General features: G+C 77.9%; 13 protein-coding genes. 7 read left to right on the top strand and 6 right to left on the bottom strand.

What is annotated here, in order from left to right:
* The first annotated feature begins 26 nt into the window (after positions 1-26).
* From IEY94_RS04690 to IEY94_RS04680, 3 genes are all read left to right on the top strand, one after another.
* Positions 27-326, top strand: a complete 300-nt coding sequence (locus IEY94_RS04690; RefSeq protein ID WP_189168723.1) for a YbjQ family protein — start codon at positions 27-29, stop codon at positions 324-326.
* A gap of 265 nt (positions 327-591) precedes the next feature.
* Positions 592-3,165, top strand: coding sequence for a winged helix-turn-helix domain-containing protein (locus IEY94_RS04685; protein ID WP_189168722.1), 2,574 nt, complete (start codon positions 592-594; stop codon positions 3,163-3,165).
* Positions 3,166-3,472: 307 nt separating this feature from the next.
* Entirely contained in the window at positions 3,473-6,010 is a 2,538-nt protein-coding gene (locus tag IEY94_RS04680) for a LuxR C-terminal-related transcriptional regulator (RefSeq protein ID WP_189168721.1), read from the top strand.
* Positions 6,011-6,055: 45 nt separating this feature from the next.
* Here the strand turns inward: IEY94_RS04680 and IEY94_RS04675 are convergent, their stop codons facing one another.
* On the bottom strand, positions 6,056-6,316 hold the full coding sequence (locus IEY94_RS04675; protein WP_189168720.1) for a hypothetical protein: 261 nt from the start codon (positions 6,314-6,316) through the stop codon (positions 6,056-6,058).
* Between the two features lie 278 nt (positions 6,317-6,594).
* Here IEY94_RS04675 and IEY94_RS04670 point away from each other — a divergent pair, with 278 nt between their 5' ends.
* Positions 6,595-7,557, top strand: coding sequence for a formylglycine-generating enzyme family protein (locus IEY94_RS04670; RefSeq protein ID WP_229783333.1), 963 nt, complete (start codon positions 6,595-6,597; stop codon positions 7,555-7,557).
* Between the two features lie 88 nt (positions 7,558-7,645).
* On the opposite strand, the gene IEY94_RS04665 is transcribed toward IEY94_RS04670, so the two are convergent.
* The gene (locus IEY94_RS04665) at positions 7,646-8,122 is read right to left on the bottom strand and encodes a hypothetical protein (RefSeq protein WP_189168718.1); all 477 of its coding nucleotides are present in this window, start codon (positions 8,120-8,122) and stop codon (positions 7,646-7,648) included.
* A gap of 44 nt (positions 8,123-8,166) precedes the next feature.
* A complete protein-coding gene (locus IEY94_RS04660) occupies positions 8,167-8,688 on the bottom strand; it encodes a DUF1269 domain-containing protein (RefSeq protein WP_189168717.1) in 522 nt (173 codons plus the stop codon).
* 175 nt (positions 8,689-8,863) lie between these two features.
* Here IEY94_RS04660 and IEY94_RS04655 point away from each other — a divergent pair, with 175 nt between their 5' ends.
* On the top strand, positions 8,864-10,201 hold the full coding sequence (locus tag IEY94_RS04655) for a hypothetical protein (RefSeq protein ID WP_189168716.1): 1,338 nt from the start codon (positions 8,864-8,866) through the stop codon (positions 10,199-10,201).
* A gap of 4 nt (positions 10,202-10,205) precedes the next feature.
* Here the strand turns inward: IEY94_RS04655 and IEY94_RS04650 are convergent, their stop codons facing one another.
* The gene (locus IEY94_RS04650; protein WP_189168715.1) at positions 10,206-12,941 is read right to left on the bottom strand and encodes a winged helix-turn-helix domain-containing protein; all 2,736 of its coding nucleotides are present in this window, start codon (positions 12,939-12,941) and stop codon (positions 10,206-10,208) included.
* Positions 12,942-13,079: 138 nt separating this feature from the next.
* Positions 13,080-13,451, bottom strand: a complete 372-nt coding sequence (locus IEY94_RS04645; RefSeq protein WP_229783296.1) for a DUF7144 family membrane protein — start codon at positions 13,449-13,451, stop codon at positions 13,080-13,082.
* Between the two features lie 298 nt (positions 13,452-13,749).
* Between IEY94_RS04645 and IEY94_RS04640 the strand changes: the two genes are divergently transcribed.
* Positions 13,750-14,289 carry a hypothetical protein gene (locus IEY94_RS04640; RefSeq protein ID WP_189168713.1) on the top strand — a complete coding sequence of 180 codons (540 nt, stop codon included), beginning with the start codon at positions 13,750-13,752 and terminating at the stop codon, positions 14,287-14,289.
* 160 nt (positions 14,290-14,449) lie between these two features.
* Here the strand turns inward: IEY94_RS04640 and IEY94_RS04635 are convergent, their stop codons facing one another.
* Positions 14,450-17,116 carry a winged helix-turn-helix domain-containing protein gene (locus IEY94_RS04635; protein ID WP_189168712.1) on the bottom strand — a complete coding sequence of 889 codons (2,667 nt, stop codon included), beginning with the start codon at positions 17,114-17,116 and terminating at the stop codon, positions 14,450-14,452.
* Between the two features lie 230 nt (positions 17,117-17,346).
* On the opposite strand from IEY94_RS04635, the gene IEY94_RS04630 reads away from it, so the two are divergent.
* Positions 17,347-17,718, top strand: coding sequence for an SHOCT domain-containing protein (locus IEY94_RS04630; RefSeq protein ID WP_189168711.1), 372 nt, complete (start codon positions 17,347-17,349; stop codon positions 17,716-17,718).
* Positions 17,719-17,763 lie beyond the last annotated feature (45 nt).

The following is a 17,763-nucleotide window of genomic DNA, read 5'->3' as shown; positions in this document are numbered from 1 at the left end:
GCGACCGTCGTCACGGAGGGGGCCACATGTTCGCGATCACGATCGACACCGTTCCCGGTTTCGACATCCTGCGGGTCGTCGGGGAGGTGCTCGGTACCACCGCCCGGAAGCAGAATCCGTTCATGGACGGGCTCGTCCGGGAGGGCGACGGTCCCGCGCTGCGGAAGTGGCGCGAGGACGCCATCGCGCGGATGGTCGCGCTGGCCCACGAGCGGGGGGCCAATGCTGTCGTGGGGGTCCGGTTCGACCACCGCGAGATCGGCCCGGAGTGGACCGAGATCTGCGCGTACGGCACGGCGGTGTTCATCGTGCCGGCCGCGGCGTGAGCCGGGCGGGCCCGATTTCCGAATCAGTGATCATGCCCTCACAAAGCGCACGGTGCCCGGGCACCCTAGAGTGGGCGCGCCTACCCCGTAACGAAATGACGCCGTCGCCGTGTGTGAGTCCGGGCGGACGTACGAAGCCGCTCAGCGCCGCACGTCAACCGCCTATTGTGGACAGAGGGTGATGGGGCTGCGCTCCGCCGTCGCACGGCCGACCGATCCCGCGCACGCAGTCGCCGGCGGCCCGGCAGGTCCCGCGCTGCCGCACGTGCCACCGACCAAGCTCGCGGTGCCGCCGCTGCCGCCGACGCACGGGCCCCGCCGCCGGTTGGCGGGCCTGTTCGCCGCAGCGGCGGGCCGCCGAGCGACCACGGTCCTCGGGCCGCCGGGGTCCGGTAAGACCACCGCGGTCGCCCACTGGGTCCACGGCGGCGGGGCGCCGGGCCCGGTCGCCTGGCTCACCCTCGACGAGGAGGACAACCGGTCGCCGACGTTCTGGACGCACGTACTCGCCGCGCTGCGCGGCCACCTCCCGGACGCGGTCCCGGCCCGGCCGGCCGCGGGGGACGTCGACGGGACGATCGCGGGCAGGCTGGCGACCGCGCTCTGCCACCGCGCCACCCCGGTGGTGCTGGTGCTGGACCGCGTCGACTTCATCACCGATCCCGCCGTGGCCCGCGAGCTGGACCTGCTGGTGGCATACGCCGGGCCCGGCCTGCATCTGGTCGTCTGCGGCCGCAGCGGCAGCGTGCCGTGGCTGCACCGGCACCGCCTGGCCGGGGACGTCGCGGAGATCGGGCCCGCCGACCTCGCGCTGGACGCCGACGAGTTGCCGGGGATCCTGCACGCGCACGGCGTGGACGTGCCGGAGGCCGACCTGCGCGCCCTGCACCGGTGCACAGAGGGCTGGCTCACCGGGGTGTGCCTGCACGCGCTCGCGCTGCGGTCCGGCGTGGGACCGGCGAGCCTGCCCCATCCGCTCGGCCGGCAGGCGGTCACCGACTTCCTACGGACCGAGGTGCTGGACGCGCAGCCGGCCCGGGTGCGCCACCTGCTCCTGCGGACGAGCCTGTTGGACCGGGTCCACCCCGACCTGGCGGACCGGCTCACCGGCCGGTCGGACGCCCGGGCGATCCTCGGCCGGCTGGCCGGGGCGAACAGCTTCGTCGCCCACGCCGACCCGACGCACTTCCGCTACCGGGAACCGTTCCGGGCCATGCTCCGCGACGCCCTCGTCGGCGACCGCCCCGACCTCGTCGGGCGATTGCACGCGATCGCCGCCCGCTGGTACGCGGACCGGGGCAGCGGCGGCACGGCGGTCGCGCACGCCGTCCGGGCCGGTGACTGGGCGTTCGCCTGCGCCGTCGCCATCGACCGCATCGGGGTGGCGGCGCTGCTCACCGCGCCCCGCGCGGGACCGGTGCGCGAGCGGCTGGCAGCGCTGCCCGACGCGCCGCGGGACGGCGCCGCCGAGCTGGTCCGCTGCGTCCTGGCGCTGGCCCGCCACGACGCCCCGCCGGCCCGGGCGGCACTGGAGCGGGCCGGCCGGGCAGCCGCTGGCCGCCCGCGCCGCCTCGCCGCCCTCGAGGTCGCCCGGGTGGCCCTGGCCCGGCTGACCGGGGACGCCGACGCCGCCGGGGCCGCGGCCGCCCGGTACGCGCAGACCCGGCCGGAGGCGCGGGTGGACGCGGTGCGCACCCAGCGCTTCGTCGACAGCAACGTCGGGGTGGCGGAGCTGTGGGCCGGTCGCCTGGACGCCGCCCGGAACACCCTCACCCGGGCCGCGACGGCGCCCGGCGCGGACGCCGAGTTCGGCGCCCACGACGCCCTCGGGCACCTCGGGCTGCTCAGCATGTACGAGGGGAACACCGCCGACGCCGACCTGCTGGCCGGGCAGGCGATCGCGCTGGCGGAGCGGGCCGGCGTCCGGCCGGCCGAGCGGATCGGGGCGGCGAGCGTGACGCTGGCGGCCACGGCGCTGGTGCGCAACGACCTGGCGGCGGTGCGGCAGCACGCCGCCGACGCCATGGCGACCGCGGGCGGGCGGCACGACCCGCCCACCGCGACGACGCTCGCGCTGATCCGCGCCTGGGCCGCGTGCGCGCGCAGGGACGGCCCGGCGGCGATCGCCGCCACCCGGGCCGCCCGGGCGCACCTGCGTCGGGCCCGGCCGCCGCGGCTGTTCAGCGACCGCATCGAGCTCACCGCGCTGTGGGCGTACCTGATCGTGGGCGATCTCGACGAGGCCCGCGGCTGCGTGGACCGGATCCAGGACCGCGCCGAGCGGACGGTCGCCGAGGGCTACCTGCTGGAGGCCCGCGGCGAGTACGCCGCGGCCCGGGCGACGCTGGCCCGGGTGGCCGGGCCGGACGCCAGCCCGAGCGCCCTGCAGTACGCCGCGCTGGCGCTCGGTCGGCTCGCCGCCGCGGCCGGCGACGTGGCGACCGCCACCCGGGCCCTCGGCGACGCGCTCGACTACGGCCGCCCCGACCGCCGGCGGCGCGCCGTGTCGGACTCGGGCAAGTGGGCGCCGCTGCTGCTGCGGGAGAACGCGACGATCGCGCGCGAGCACGGGTGGCTGACGGCGCGGGAGGCCGACCGCCCCGCGGCCGCTGACGGACCGCCGCGGCCACTGACCGACCGGGAGGCACAGGTGCTGCGCCACCTCGCCGACGCGGTGGCGATCCGCGACATCGCCGTTGCCATGGGCCTGTCGGTCAACACCGTGAAGACCCACCTCAAGAACATCTACCGCAAGCTCGGCACGTCCGGCCGCAGCGCCACGGCCCGGCGGGCGCGGGAGCTGAACCTGCTCGCGGACGGCCCCGAACCTGCGCCGTAGGGGGCCGCGTGGCGGGGGATCGGCCCATCATCACCCGTTATGGGTGAGCGGGGAGGCCGGCTCCTCGTTGACGCGCTCGGGGCGCCGTCCCTATAAAGCTCGCATGGCGGTCGAAAACAGCGAACGGGGCGCACCGATCGACCGGCTGGCGCCCCGCGCCAAGTTTCCGGGTCATCCACCCAGAGCGCAAGCGACATGCCGATATACCACGCCGGGGAGGCGAGCCGACGGCGACGGCCCTGCCGACGTCGATCCGGGCGGCGGGCTGATCTCGGCGAAGCTCGCCGTCCCGGACCTCCCCCGGGTGATGGTCGCCCGCCCGGAGCTGACCGCGCGGCTCCGCGCGGCCGAGCGCACCCCGGTGGTCGCCGTGACGGGCCCCGCGGGCTACGGCAAGACGACGCTCGTCGCGCACTGGACCCGGACGGCCGGCGCCGCCGCCCCGGTGTCCTGGCTCAGCCTGGACGAGCAGGACAACGCACCGGCGACCTTCTGGGCCTACCTCAGCCGGGCGCTCGGCGCCGGCCGCCCCGGCCCGCCGGGCGGCCCGACGCCGCTGGGCCGGATCGACCGGGCCGCGCTGCGGCGCCTGGCCGCCGAACTCGTGGCGGGCCGCGGCCGGCCGCCGACGGTGGTCCTCGACCGCGCGGAGGTCATCACCAACCGCGCGGTCGCGGCACAGCTCGACACGCTGCTCCGGTACGCGGCGCCGGGGCTGCGGGTCATCGTCGTCGGGCGGAGCGCGCCGCTGCTCCCGCTGTACCGGTACCGGCTCGCCGGGGAGCTGGTCGAGATCGGGGCGGAGGACCTGACCCTCACCGCCGGGGAGACCGCGGACATCGTGGCGGCGCACGGGCTGGACCTCTCCCCCGAGGACACCGCGGCGCTGCACGCCCGTACGGAGGGGTGGGTGACCGGCGTCCGCCTGCACGCCCTCGCCTCGCCCGACCCCGACTCCCACGCCGCCCCCGACGGTGCCCGCGGGGCCGGCGGGCGCGCGATGGCCGACTACCTGCGCGGCGGGGTCCTCGACGTGCAGGAGCCGCGGGCGCGGGAGGTGCTGCTGCGCACCAGCATCGTCGAGTGGATCGACGCCGACCTGGCGATCCGGCTCAGCCGCCGCGACGACGCGCGGGTCATCTTGGACGAGCTGGTGCGCGCCAACGCCTTCGTCCAGACCGTCGACGTCGGCGCGTTCCGCTGCCGGGCTCCGCTGCGGGCCATGCTGCACGAGGAGCTGACGACCCGGCACCCGGAGCTGGTCCGCCCGCTGCACCTCGACGCCGCGCGCTGGTACCGGGAGCAGGGCCGGGTCGCCGAGTCCCTGGAACACGCCGGCCGGGCCGGGGCATGGGCGCTGGCCGCGGACATCGCCGTGGTGGACATCGGCGTGCCCCGGCTGGTCGGGCCCGCGGGGGCGCCGTACCGGTCGGTGCTGGCCGGGCTGCCCGACGGCGAGGCGACGCCCGCCGCGCGGGTGCTGCGCCCGGTCCTCGCGCTGGCCGCGGGCGACCTCCCGGCCGCCCGGGCGGCGGCCGCCGCGGCCGGCTCGTGCGGCGACCCGGCCGGGGGCGGCGCCGCGCAGGTCGCGCTGCTCGCCGTCGAGGTCGTGCTGGCCCGCCACGCCGGCGACGCCGCGGCCGCGGGCCGGGCGGCGGCGGCCGCCGACCTGCTGCGCGGCCAGCTTCCCCCCGGCCGGGTGTCCGCCGACGCGGAGCTGCGGGCGCTGCTGCTGTGCCACACCGGCGTCGCGGAGCTGTGGCACGGCCGGTTCGGCGAGGCGCGGGCGACCCTCGGCCGCGCGGCCGCCATGGCCGAACCCGGCGCGGCGTACGTGGCGCACGACGCGCTGGCGCACCTGGCGCTACTGCACCTCGTGGACGGCACCCTGGAACAGACGGAGGCGTACGCCGAGCGGGCGCTGGCCGTGGCCGACGCGGCCGACCCGGTCCGGGCGGGCGCGGCCAGCGTCGCCCTCGCCGGCGCCGCGCTCGCCCGCAACGAGCTGCCCGCCGTCAGCCAGCACCTGGCGCGGGCGGCAGCGGCCGCCGCCGCCCGCGACGACCCGCCGACGGCCACCGCGCTCGACCTGCTGCGCGCGTGGACCGCGGCGGGGCGCGGCGACGTCCGCCGGGCCCTCGCGTCGGTGACGCACGCCCGGGACAACCTGCGCCGGTGGTGCGCGTCGCGGCCCGCCCGGGACTCGGTCGACCTCATGGCGGCGCGGGTGCACCTCGTGCGGGGCGACGGCGCGGCGGCCCGGCGGGAGCTGGCGGCGGTGTCCCACGGCCCGGAGCGGAGCCTCCTGCTCGCCTGCGCGCAGGCGGCCGACGGCGACCGGGCGGGCGCCCGCCGCGCTCTGGCCGAGCTGCGCGACGTCGCCGCCCGGCCGGCCCTGAAGCAGTGGGTCGCCCTGGCGTGCGGCCGGCTCGCGTTCGCCGCCGGCGACGTCGTGGCCGCGGCCCGCGCCCTGCGCGAGGCCCTGGACCACGGCCGGCCCGAGCAGCGGCGGCGGCCGGTCGTCGAGGAGGGCAACTGGGTGCGGCGGTTGCTCCAGGTCCGGCCGGACCTCCTGGCGGGGCACGGCTGGCTGGCCCTGCCCCGCCCCGACGCGGCCGCCGGCTCCGGCCCCGCGCCCATGATCGAGGCGCTCACCGAGCGGGAGACCGAGGTGCTGGACCGACTCGCGGCGGGCCTGTCCTCGGGCGACATCGCCGACGACATGTACCTGTCGGTCAACACCGTCAAGACCCACCTGAAGAACATCTACCGCAAGCTCGGTACGCCGGGGCGCAGCGCGGCGGCCCGGCGCGCGCGCGAGCTGAACCTGCTCTCCCGCCGGTGACGCGGCGCCCGGCCCGCCCCGGCCCGGGCGGCTCCCGCCGCGGCGTCAGTCGGCGATCCGGGCGAGTCGCACCAGCACGCCCGGGTCCTCGGCCGTCGGGCCGGACATCGCGCCGCGCTCGGCGACGCCGCCGGTCGGCTCCACCGGGTGGTCGGCGGGTGCCGCGGTCGCGTGGCCGGCGTCGTCCGCGGCGTCGGCGAGCAGCCGGAGCCGCCCCGGCGTACAGAGTCGGCGGACGCCCGGCGGCGGCGCCGCAGCGGCGGCGGAAACGGTCCCGGTGGGCGTCCGGTCGGACAGCAGCATCATCGTTCCTCCTCGGCAGGTGACGGAAATGTCGTACTGGTGACATCGTGGCTCGCGGCCGCGGCCGCACCATCATCCGGAGAGGGTGAGCGGTGCGGGGTGCCGCAACGACGAGGGCGGGTGGGTCGCCGCATCCCCGACGCCCCACCCGCCCAACCGGCACCCCCTCCGGTGCGCCAACTGTCCACCGGGGACGCCGCCGGCACCTCATCCGCCAGGGAGGAGAAGCGGCGCCGGCTCATCCGGCCGGGGTGATGAGCCGCCCCCGCGCGGGCCCGACGATGGAGCCCATGACGACATCCCCACTCGCCGACGCCCGGACCGCCGACATGGTCTGGATACCGGGCGGCACCTACCTGATGGGGGCCGACGATCACTACCCCGAGGAGGCGCCGGCGCACCCGGTGACCGTCGACGGGTTCTGGATCGACCGGCACCCGGTCACCAATCGCGACTTCGACCGGTTCGTCCGGGCGACCGCCTACCGGACGCTCGCCGAGCGGACGCCGGAGCGGGCCGCACCGGGGGTGCCCGCGGCGCTGAACGTCGCCGGGTCGGCGGTGTTCGTCCCCCCACCGGGGTCTGTCGACCTGGACGACATCGGCCGCTGGTGGCGGTACGTCCCCGGCGCGGACTGGCGGCACCCGGGCGGCCCCGGCTCGTCGGCGGCGGCGCTCCCCGAGCACCCCGTGGTGCACCTGGCGTGGGCCGACGTGGCCGCGTTCGCCACCCTGACCGGCAAGCAGCTGCCCACGGAGGCCGAGTGGGAGTTCGCCGCCCGCGGGGGCCTGGACGGCGCGACGTACGCGTGGGGCGCGGAGTTCGCCCCCGGCGGGGTCCACCTGGCGAACACCTGGCAGGGCGAGTTCCCGGTCGAGAACACCGCGGCGGACGGCTTCGTGGGGACCTCGCCGGTCGGCGCGTTCCCGCCGAACGACCACGGCCTCCACGACATGATCGGCAACGTCTGGGAGTGGACCGCCGACTGGTACGCCGGGTACGCGCCGGCCCGGGGGTGCTGCGCGGTGCGCAACCCGCGCGGCGGCGGCCCGGCCGACAGCCGGGACGTGGCCGACCCGCGGGACCCGGTGCCCCGCAAGGTGGTCAAGGGCGGCTCGCATCTGTGCGCGCCGAACTACTGCCGCCGCTACCGGCCGGCCGCCCGCATGCCGCACGCGGTCGACACCTCGACGTCGAACCTCGGATTCCGCTGCGTGGTGCGGCCCGGTCACCCCGCGGGGTGACCGGGCCGTCCGGGGTGGCGGCCGACGCGGGTGGCGGGCCGACCGGGGTGACCGCGCCGGCCCGGGGTGGGCCGGGCCGGCGCGGCGATCAGGCGGCCGCGGCCGGGCCGGACCTCGCCCCCGGCATCCCGGCGGCGTGCCGCGCCGTCGGGGCGAGGGGCGTGACGCCGCCGCTGTCCGGGGCCGCCCGGTTCACCCGCGGCGCCGCCGGCCGGTCGCCGCCGCTCCGGCTCGCGGTGATCGCGCCGGCCGCCGCGAGCACCGCGTCCGCCAGCTTGCGCCCGCCGCCCGGCCCGCCCTCCGGCCCGCGGCGGGCCACCCGGACGATCGTGCCGACCGCCGCCGCGGCCGCCAGTCCGACGACGACGCCGGCGGTCCCGTACTCCACCGGCGGGCGGGCGCAGGCGTAGCGCTCGCCCCGGTAGACGCGGAGGGCCACGTACGCCCGGCGACCCGAGTCGACCACGCCCTCCCAGGCGCGCCAGCCGATGTGGAGGCTGTGGTTCGCGATCCCCCGGCCCGCCGTGTACAGGCCCTCGCCGGCCCGACTGGCCGCCGTCTCCACCGCAGCGACGAGCCCGCGGAAAGCGCTCTGCCTCCTCCGGCGCATCATCGGGACCCCACTCGCACCGCCTCGGTGGCGATGGCCTCACCGTGCAGCGCCTCCTGCAACTCGGCCTCGACCTCGGTGGACAGCGAGGAGGTCAGCACCGTGCCGCCGAAGCGGCCCAGGCTCGCGATGGCCTTGTCCGGCGTGGCCCGCTCGATCACGAGGAACAGCGCCGAGGTACCGGGCTCCATCATCTCCTGCACCCGGCTCTCGAACTCGCGGTCGGTCACCCCCTTGCTCATCTTCCCCATCAGGGCGCCGAGCCCCGCTCCGACGGCCATGCCCAGAAACGGCACGAAGAACAGGATGCCGAACAGGAACCCCCAGAACATCCCCCACATGCTCCCGCTGCCGACCTCGTGGTGGCTCGTCGTCACATGGAACTTGCCCTCCCGGTCGCGGACGATGGACGCGATGGCGTCCGGCTCGATGATGAGGTCCTTCGCCAGCCGATGCGCCTCCGCGGCGGCCGTGGCGGCCGTGTGCTCATCGGGGTATCCGATGGCGACCAGCGTTGCCATTGTCTGCCTTCCCTTCGCAGTGCGGCCCGTGCTCTGCGGCACGCGCCGACGTCCCTCCCATTAGGTGCCGCGGGCCTGCCGCCGGGCCTCATCCCGGTCGGGTGAGCCGGGCCGGGCCCCCCGCCGCGATGGTGGTGGGGCACGCGATTCCCGCCGCCAACGCCGAGGAGCGACCATGCCCAGTCCCCCGCCGCCGGCCGACGCGGAACTCGAACGGCTGCGCCGCGAGGTCGCGGCCCTGCGCGTCCGGCTCGGGGCCCGCGGCCGCCGGACCGCGTTCGTCGGCGGGCTGCGCCGGGCGGCCGCCGCGGTCCTCGCCCCGGCGGTCGCGCTGGCCATCGTGGCCGGCACGGTCGGGCTGTGGGCGGCGGCGACGGCCCTCGACACCGACCGCTGGGTCCGGGCGGTGGCCCCGCTGCCGCGGCAGCCGGCGGTCGCCACCGCGGTCTCCCACTACGCCACCGCCGAGCTGTTCGGCGTGCTCGACGTGGAGCGGCGGCTGCGCGCGGTACTGCCCGACCGGGCCGCCTTCGTCGCCGGCCCGTTGACGTCGAAGGTGCGCGAGTCCGTCGCCGGTACCGTCGACGAGGTCGTCCGCAGCGACGCGTTCCAGCCGATCTGGGTGGGGGCGAACCGGCGGGTGCACGCGCACGCGATGGCGGTGCTGAACGGCACCAGCACGGTGGTGACGGCGGACGGCGACCGCGTCCGGATCGACCTCCTGCCGTTGATCAACCAGGTGCTGCGGCAGCTCAGTGCGCGGATGCCGACGCTGTTCGGCCACCGGCTCACGCTGCCGGACCTGGCCAGCGGCGAGGTACCCGAGAACCTGCGTCGGCGCGTCGAGGCCGCGCTCGGCATCTCGCTGCCGGCGAACTTCGCGCAGTTCACCGTGTACGACGCCGGGCGGCTGCGCGCCGCGCAGGAGGCGCTGGTGACACTGCGCCGCTCCGTCGCGGGGCTGGGCGTGGCTGCGGCCGGGCTGCTCGCGCTCGCCCTGCTGGTGTCCCCGGCGCGGCGCCGGACCCTCGCGCAGCTCGGCATCTGGCTGGTGCTGGCCGCCGTGGCGGTGACCGCCGGGCTGCGGGCCGTCCGGGGCGAGCTGCTGGCGGCCGTACCGGCCGGGATCTACCGGGACGGCGTCGCGGCCGCGCTCACCACGGTGACCGCGCTGCTGCGCGCGCGCGGCGAGCAGCTCGTCTGGCTGGGTGCCGGGCTGGCCCTGTGCATGTACGTCGTGGGGCCGGGCCGCGGGCCGGTCCGGCTGCGGCGCGCGGCGGTGCGCGGCGGCCGCGCGGTCGGCCGGAGCGGCCGGGCCGCCGGGCGCCGGCTGGCGGCGCACGGCCCGGGCTGGGTCCGGGGGCACCTCGACGCGCTGCGGGTCGGGGGCGTCGTCGCCGCCGCGATCGGGGCGCTGCTGCTCGGGTCCGGGCCCGCGCTGCTCGCGGTGGCTGCCGCGCTGCTCGCCTACGAGGTCGGGGTCACGGCCGTCGGGCGGGCCGGCCGGGCCTGAGCGGTCACGGGAGGACGCCGAGGGCGCGCGCCCGGTCGACGGCGTTGCGCCGCCGGGACACGTCCAGCTTGCGGTAGATCGAGCGGAGGTGGGCCTTCACGGTGTTCACCGATACGTGCAGCTCCCCCGCGATCTCGGCGGCGCTGAACATCGTCGGCAGGTACCCGAGGACCTCGCGCTCCCGCTCGCTCAGCTCCGGGCCCGCCGGCGGCGTCGCGCCGGCCGCCGGCGGCGCCGGCGCCAGCACCGCCACCAGCTCGGCGGCGAGGCCGTGGCCGGCCGGGCGCTGGACCAGGTGCCGCTCCAGCAGCGCCAGGACGTCCCGCCGGTCCGGGCCGAGGAACGGGCGGCGCAGGTCCTCGGAGGCGGCCAGCTCGACCGCGTTCGCGATGGCCTCCGCCGCCGCCCCGGTACGCCGCTGCCGGTGCGCCAGCAGGGCGTGGACGACCCACGCCCCGACGGTGGCCACCACGTCCGTCGCGGCGGCGCGGACCGGGGCGAGCAGCTCCTCCGCCCGGCTCCACCGGCCCAGCGCGGCCGCCGCCCGGGCGAGGCACACCCGCTCCCGCTGACCCGGCTCGCCCGGCCCGGCCGCGGTGAGGATCGCGGCCGCGCGCTCGGGTTCGCCGGTGCCGAGGTACAACTCCGCCTCGACCTGGGTCAGCCACCGGTCCAGCAGCCGCGGCAGCGGAGCGCCCGCGGCGCGGTGCCGGGTACGGGCGATCGCGGTCCGCGCCGCCGGCCACTCCCGGCGGGCCAGCAGCAACCGGATCCGGGCGACCCGCAGGGCGGTGCGCAGGGCCGGCTCCGGGGCGTCCCGGTGGGCGCCGCACGCCCGCTCCAGCGCGTCCCCGGCCTCGGCGAGCCGGTGCTGCTCCACCGCGACCAGCGCCAGGGCGAGGTGGGCCGGTACGGCGTGCCGGGTGCCGGCGACGCCCCGCCCATCGGCCAGCTCCAGCGCGGCGCCCGCCTGCTGCCGGCTCTCCCGCGGCGCGCCCCGGGCGAACTCGACGACGGCCAGGTGGCCGACCGCGTTCGCCGCCAGGACGTCCAGCTCCGCGGAGCGTGCGGTCATGGCCGCCGACCACAGGTACCGGTCGGCGCGCCCGGGGTCGTCGTTCCACAGCAGGCCGACGCCCCGGTTGTTCAGCGTGATGGCCCGGTGCTCCTGCGCCGCCGGCAGCCGCCGCGGCGCCGGGTCGGCCAGCCGGCCGAGCAGGTCCGTGGCCGCCGCCTCCAGGGCGGGCGCATCCCCCCGCAGGCGCGCCAGCTCGACCTCCAGGCCGCGCACCGCCATCTCGACGGTCTCGCGGTCGGCGGGCGGGCGGGCCGCGGCGAGCCGCCGCGCGTCGGCGAGCCACGGCGGCACCGCCTCCGGGTCGCCCCCGTGCAGGGCGCGCAGCGCGCCGCAGACCGCCAGCTCGGCGCTGCCCGGTAGCCGGTCGGCCGGGATCCGGGCCAGCACCGCGGCGTGGGCCGGCGCGTCGGCCGTGAGCCGCAGCGACGCGGCCGGCGCGGCCATCGCGAGCCGGCCGACGAGCGGCCAGTCGCCGGCGGCGGCGGCGTGCTCCGCCGCCGCCGGCCCCCGGCCGGGGCCGCGGGCGTACCACGCGGCCGCGCGGCGGTGCAGCCCGGGCACGGCGGCCGGGTCCTCGACCGCGAGCCGATGGCGCAGCAGGTCCCGCAGCAGCGGGTGGTACCGGAACCAGCCCGGGTCGTCCGGCAGGGCGACGACGAGCGCGTTGGCGCGCTGGAGCCGTTCGAGCACCGCCCGCCCGGTGCTGCCGCCGACGATCGCGTCGGCCAGCTCGCCGCTGACCCGCTCCGCGATGCTGGTGTACAGCAGGAAGCGGCGCACCGCGGGGGGCTGCCCGGCGAGCACCTCGCCGACCAGGTACTCCGCCACCGCCCCGCGGTCCCCGGCGAAGCCGTCCACGCCGCCCCGCCCCGCCCCGCGCAGGTGCAGCGCGGCGAGGGTCAGGCCGGCGGCCCACCCCTCGGTGCGCGCGACCAGGGTGCGCAGCTCGGCCGGGCCGGCGGCGACGCCGTGCAGCGCGAGCAGGGTCGCTGCCTCCTCGTCGGTGAACGCCAGGGCGTCGGAGTTGATCTCGCGGAGCAGGCCGTCCGCGCGCAGCCGGTGCAGGGGCAGCGTCGGGTCGGCGCGCGCGGCCAGCACGACCCGCAGCCCGTCCGACACGCACCGCAGCAGCAGGCCGACGCCGGCGAGCACGTCCGGGTCGGCCACCGCGTTCACGTTGTCCAGCACGAGGGCGACGGGCGGGGACAGCCGCTCGGTTGCCGCGAGGAGGCGCCGGATCCCGGCGGCGTCCGCCGCGGCGGCGGCGGGGGCAGCCGGGATGCCGGGCGTGCCGGCCCGGCGCAGGGCGGCCGCTACGTCGGACCAGAACCGGGCGGCGGTGTCTTCCTCGCGGTCGAGGCTCAGCCAGGCGACCGGCCCCGGCGCCCGGCCGCTGGCGGCCCACTCGGCGAGCAGCGCGGTCTTCCCGCTGCCGGCCGCCGCGCTGAGCAGGGTGACCGGGTACCGCAGGGCGGCGTCGAGCGTGCGCACCAGCCGCGGCCGCGGCAGGTGTGGCTCGGGCAGGCGCGGCCGGCCGAACCGGCTGCCGGGAGCAGCCGCCGCCGGTGCCGGCGGCTCGGCCGCCCCGCCGACGCCGGCCGGCCAGCCGGCGACCGATCCGCCGGGAGTCCCACCTGTTGCTGTGGCCACGCGTTCATGCACCCTGCATCTCCTTCGCTCACCGCCGCCCCGGCCTTCCCGGCGGGTCGGCCGATGTCGGTGGCCGGGCGCGGTCCGCCGCACCCGCACCTACGGAGCGAAGCCGTCCGCATCGGACAGCTCCGCTCCGTACGGCGTCGATCAGCGGTCGGACCCCTGCATCTCCCGTCCGTGGGCGGCGAGGGCGTACACCGTCAGCACGTCGATGGCGATCACGATGGCCGCCCACAGCGGGTACGCCGCGAAGAACGCCAGGTTCGCCGCGGCGCTGAGCACGGCGACGCAGATGCCCACCACCCGGGCCCAGGTCCGGCCCGACAGGACGCCGACACCGGTGGCGAGCGCCAGCGCGCCGAAGGCGAGGTGGATCCAGCCCCAGGCCGTGTAGTCGATCGAGATGGCCAGGCCACCCCCGGTGACCAGGTAGTAGCCCGGGTCGAGGATCGCTACCAGGCCCATGATGACGTGGAACGCCCCCAGCATCACGAACAGCGCCCCGGCGAACACGATCATGCCCGCCCACCCCGAGGACCGCTGCTCGACCGGATTCACGTAACCCGCGTCGAAGCGCCCTGTCGTTTTCATGTTCGGCGTATTCGTCATGTCCCGCTTCCCCATCGCATCGGTGTTGATCCTCATCGGCTCCAGGAAACGCCGCGCCCGGCGGCGGGGCGTCACCCCGGACGGATGAGCCGGCCCGGCGGGCGCGGCCGGGCCGCGCCGGCGGTCACTCCGGCCGGACGAGGCCGGCGCGGTACCAGCGGCCGACGCTGGTGGGGTACGCACCGTACGAGCCGAGGAGGAGGAGAGCATGGCCATCGGGCCTGTCCAGCTCGTCGTACTGGGGTTCAGGAATCCCGGGTTCACCGGGGAGGTCATCGCGGAACTGGAGCGGCTGCGCGAGAACAACGCGGTACGCGTCATCGACGCCCTCGCTGTCTACAAGGACGCGACCGGCCACATGGAGGTGGAGCACATGAGCAACCTCACCACCGCGGAGGCGGTCGAGTTGGGGAGCAAGGTCGGCGCGCTCGTCGGACTGGGCGTCAACGGCGAGGAGGGGGCGCTCGCGGGCGCCCGGGCCGGCGCCGAGGCGGCGGCGGGCGGCATCACCGTCTTCGACGAGAAGCAGGCGTGGGACGTCGTCGGCGAGATGCCGGACGACTCGGCCGCGGCCCTGCTGCTGCTGGAGCACCACTGGGCGGTACCGCTGCGCGACGCCATCGCCCGCGCGGGCGGCTGGCGCGTGGACGACGCGTTCGTCAGCCCGGTCGACCTCGTCGAGGTCGGGCTGCTGAGCGCCGACGACGCGGCGCGGCTGAACCGGTTCGAGACCGCCGGCGCGCGGTAGGGGGGAGGAGACGATGTTCAGGACCCGCAGGATCGCCCGGCGTAGCGGACGCCGGGCAGCCCGGCGCGTGGCTCGCCGCCGCGGCTGAATAGGGCGGCAGCGGTATCACCGGCTCCGGGCCGGTGATACCGCTGCCGCTTGCGCTACGCCCGACGCGGGCTCACAGCAGGCCGAGTTCGCGGGCCCGGCGGACCGCCTCGGTGCGCCGGGACGCCGCCAACTTGCGCAGGATGCTGCGCACATGGGTCTTCACGGTGTTGACCGACACGTACAGTGCGCCGGCGATCTCCTCGGTGGGCAGCATCGCCTCGACGTGGCGCAGCACCTCCAGTTCCCGGGCGCTCAGCTTCTCCACCAGCACCGCGGGCGGCCGGGCCGGCCGCACGGCCTCCGCGAGCGCGGTGCCGCCGCCGGCGCGGCGCCCCGCCGGCGGCCCGTCGCGCATCAACTTGCGAAGCTGCGGCCCGGCCTCGTGCAGCTGCCGCCGCAGCGCCTCGGGCTCCGCCAGCCGCAGCGCCCGCCGCAGCGCGCCCGAGGCGGCCTCCGCGTCGCCGTCGTCGGCGGCCAGCCCGGCCAGGGTCAGCCAGCCGTCGACCCGCACCGGCACGATCGCCCCCGCCCCGTCGATGACCGCCGCGGCCAGCCGGCGCGCGCCGTCCCGGTCGCCGCCCACCCGCAGCGCGCCGGCGCGCACGACGGCGCAGTCCGGCAGCTCGGGGTCCGACAGCTCGGCGACCGTCGCGGCGGCGTCGTCCGCCCGCCCCGCCGTGGCGAGGATGCGGGCGCGGCTCAGCGCCGCCTCCCGCCGCGCCCACTGCGGTACCCCGAGCTGTTCCAGGCTCGCCAGCGCGGCGAGCGCCTCCCGCGGTTCGCCGCGCGCGCGCAGCAGCCGCGACCGCACCAGCGCGGCCGCCGCGCCGGTGACGTCGAGGCCCGCCGCCGCGCCGGCCGGCTCGGCCGCCCGCAGGTGGCGCCAGCCGCGCTCGACGTCGTAGCGCTCGGTCGCCACCCAGGCGCGCACGATCTCGGCCAGCGCCGCGCCGCCGTCAGCCGCCGCCGGTACCGCCGGGGCGCCGGCCGCCATCTCGGCCGCTTCGTCGACCAGCCCGATCGCGGCGCTCAACCGCCCCCGGTGCGCGTGCAGCAGGGCCAGGTGGCGCAGGCACTCGGGGCGCAGCGCCGGCCACGCCTCCGTGGCGGCCGCCGCCTCGGTCAGCGTCGCCGCCGCGTCCTCGGCCGCGCCCGTCCAGCTCTGCCCGATGCCCGCCAGCAGCAGCGCGAGGGCGCGCGCCTCGACCGGCCGGTCGGCGGCCGGCAGGTCGTCGAGCAGCGCCCGCATCGTCGCGGCGGCCCGCTGCATCCGCGGGGCGTCCCCGGCCGCGCGGGCGAGCAGGCCGTCGAGCGCGGCCGCGCCGATCCGCAGCGCGGGCGTCGCTGCCGCGCCCGACCGCGCCCGGACGGCCACCGCCAGCCGGCCGGCTGCCGCGGCGGTCTCGGACCGGGCGTGGGCGAGGGCCGCCGCCGTCAGCGCGGCGGCCGGCGCGGCGGCGTCCGCCGGCTGGTCCCGGAACAGGTCGCGAAGGCGCTCGCCGGGGCCGCCCGCCAGCAGCCGCAGGACGGCGTGGCTGTCGACGGCGAGGCCGGCCGCCGCGTCCCAGTCCCCCGCCGCGGCCGCGTGACCCGCCGCCGCCAGCGGGTGGCCGGCGGCGGCGAGCCCGCGCGCCGCGCGCCGGTGCAGATCCGGCAGCCGGTCGGGCTGGTCGGCGGCCAGCGAGGCGCGCAGATACTCGCCGAACAGGCGGTGATAGCGGTACCCGGCGGGCTGCTCGGTGACCTGCTCCACGAACGCGCCCTCCCCGGCCAGCCGGGCGAGGAGGTTCCCGGCGTCGGGCCGGTCGGTGAGCTGCCGGGCCAGCTCGGAGGTCACGGCAGCCGGGATGCTGGTCCGGCGGAGGAACTCCCGAACCTCCCCGTCGTGCGCCCGCAGCACCTCCCGGGCGAAGTACTCGGCGATGCTGGGCTGGTCGCCCCGCGGCAGCGGCATGGTGCCGGTCCGGCCCTGCCACGCCAGCGCGGACAGCCGCAGCCCGACCGCCCACCCCTCGGTTCGGTGGACCAGTGACGCCAGCGCGCCCGGCGCCGGGGCGATCCCGTGCAGCGCGAGCAGCTCCGCTGCCTCCGGCTCGGTGAACGCGAGGTCGGCGCCGCGGATCGTGCTGAGCGTCCCCGCCAGCCGGTAGCGGTGCAGCGGCAGCGGCGGGTCGCCGCGACCGATCAGCACGACGCGCAGCAGCCCGTCGGCGTGCCGGATGAGGAAGTCGAGCCCGTCCGCCCAGGCGGTCCCCGCCCTGGCCGCGCCGTCGAGGACGAGGGTGACCGGCCGCGGCTGGCCGGACAGGTCGGCGGCGAGGCGCGCCACGGCCGTCGGGTGGCCATCCGCGGTGCCGAGCAGGTCCGTCGGCGTGCGGCGCAGCGTCAGCCCGGCCCGGCGCAGGCTCTCCACCAGGTACGTCCAGAAGACCGCGGGGTGGCTGTCGTCCTCCTCGAACGTCACCCACGCCGCGGGGTGGTCACCCGCGCCGGCGCGCACCCAGGCGGCGACGGCCTCGGTCTTGCCGCTGCCGGCGGGGCCGGTCACGACGGTGATCGGGCCGCCGGCGCAGCGGCCCACCCGCTCCACCACGCGCGGTCGTTTGACCAGCGGGCGCGGCGGCGCGGGAACGGCGAACGTGGCCGGCAGCACGGGCTGCCCCCCGGCCAGGGTCGGCTCCCCGGCCGGTTCGGCCCGGTCGGCGGAGCGAGTCGGGAGTGGAAGCGTACTGGTCACAGCAGACCCCGAGACAATAGGAAGCGATCCGAGGTCCACAGCTTGGCCGGCCGCGCCCCGCCCGCGCATCGCCCGAATCGGACGAGACAGCACGCATGTCGCGGACGCATACAGGTCAGCAATCTCACCCGATAAGGATGACGGTGGACGGTCACCCCGCCGCCGACCATGGGTGAACGCCGCGTCCACCCGGGACGGCGGCGGACACCCGACAGGTACGGGAGACTGCCATGTACTGGACGTTCGGCGACTTCTTCTGGGCGACGATCGTGTTCTTCTTCTGGGTGAGCGTGCTCTGGATGTTCATCGCGCTCTTCGTCAGCATCGTCCGCCGCGACGACATGTCCGGCTGGGCGAAGGCGGGGTGGATCGCCCTGATGGTCCTGTTGCCGCTGCTCGGCGTCCTCATCTACCTCATCGCCGCGCCGCGCGACGCCGCCTTCGAGATCGGCGAGTCGGCCGGCTACCCCGACGCCGAACGGCGCGCCGGACCCGGTCCCCGGCCGGCCGACGACATCGCTACCGCGGCCGTACTGCACGACCAGGGCCGGATCTCGGCCGACGAGTTCGAGCAGCTCAAGCAGCGGGCGCTGCGCAACTGAACCGCCGAGCCCATCGGAGCCGCGGCCGCAGCCGGCGCGTGGCCC

This window comes from Pilimelia anulata (assembly GCF_014647895.1).
Classification (GTDB): domain Bacteria; phylum Actinomycetota; class Actinomycetes; order Mycobacteriales; family Micromonosporaceae; genus Pilimelia; species Pilimelia anulata.
Note: the sequence above shows the minus strand (reverse complement) of the source record. Positions and strands in the feature narration are given on the sequence as shown.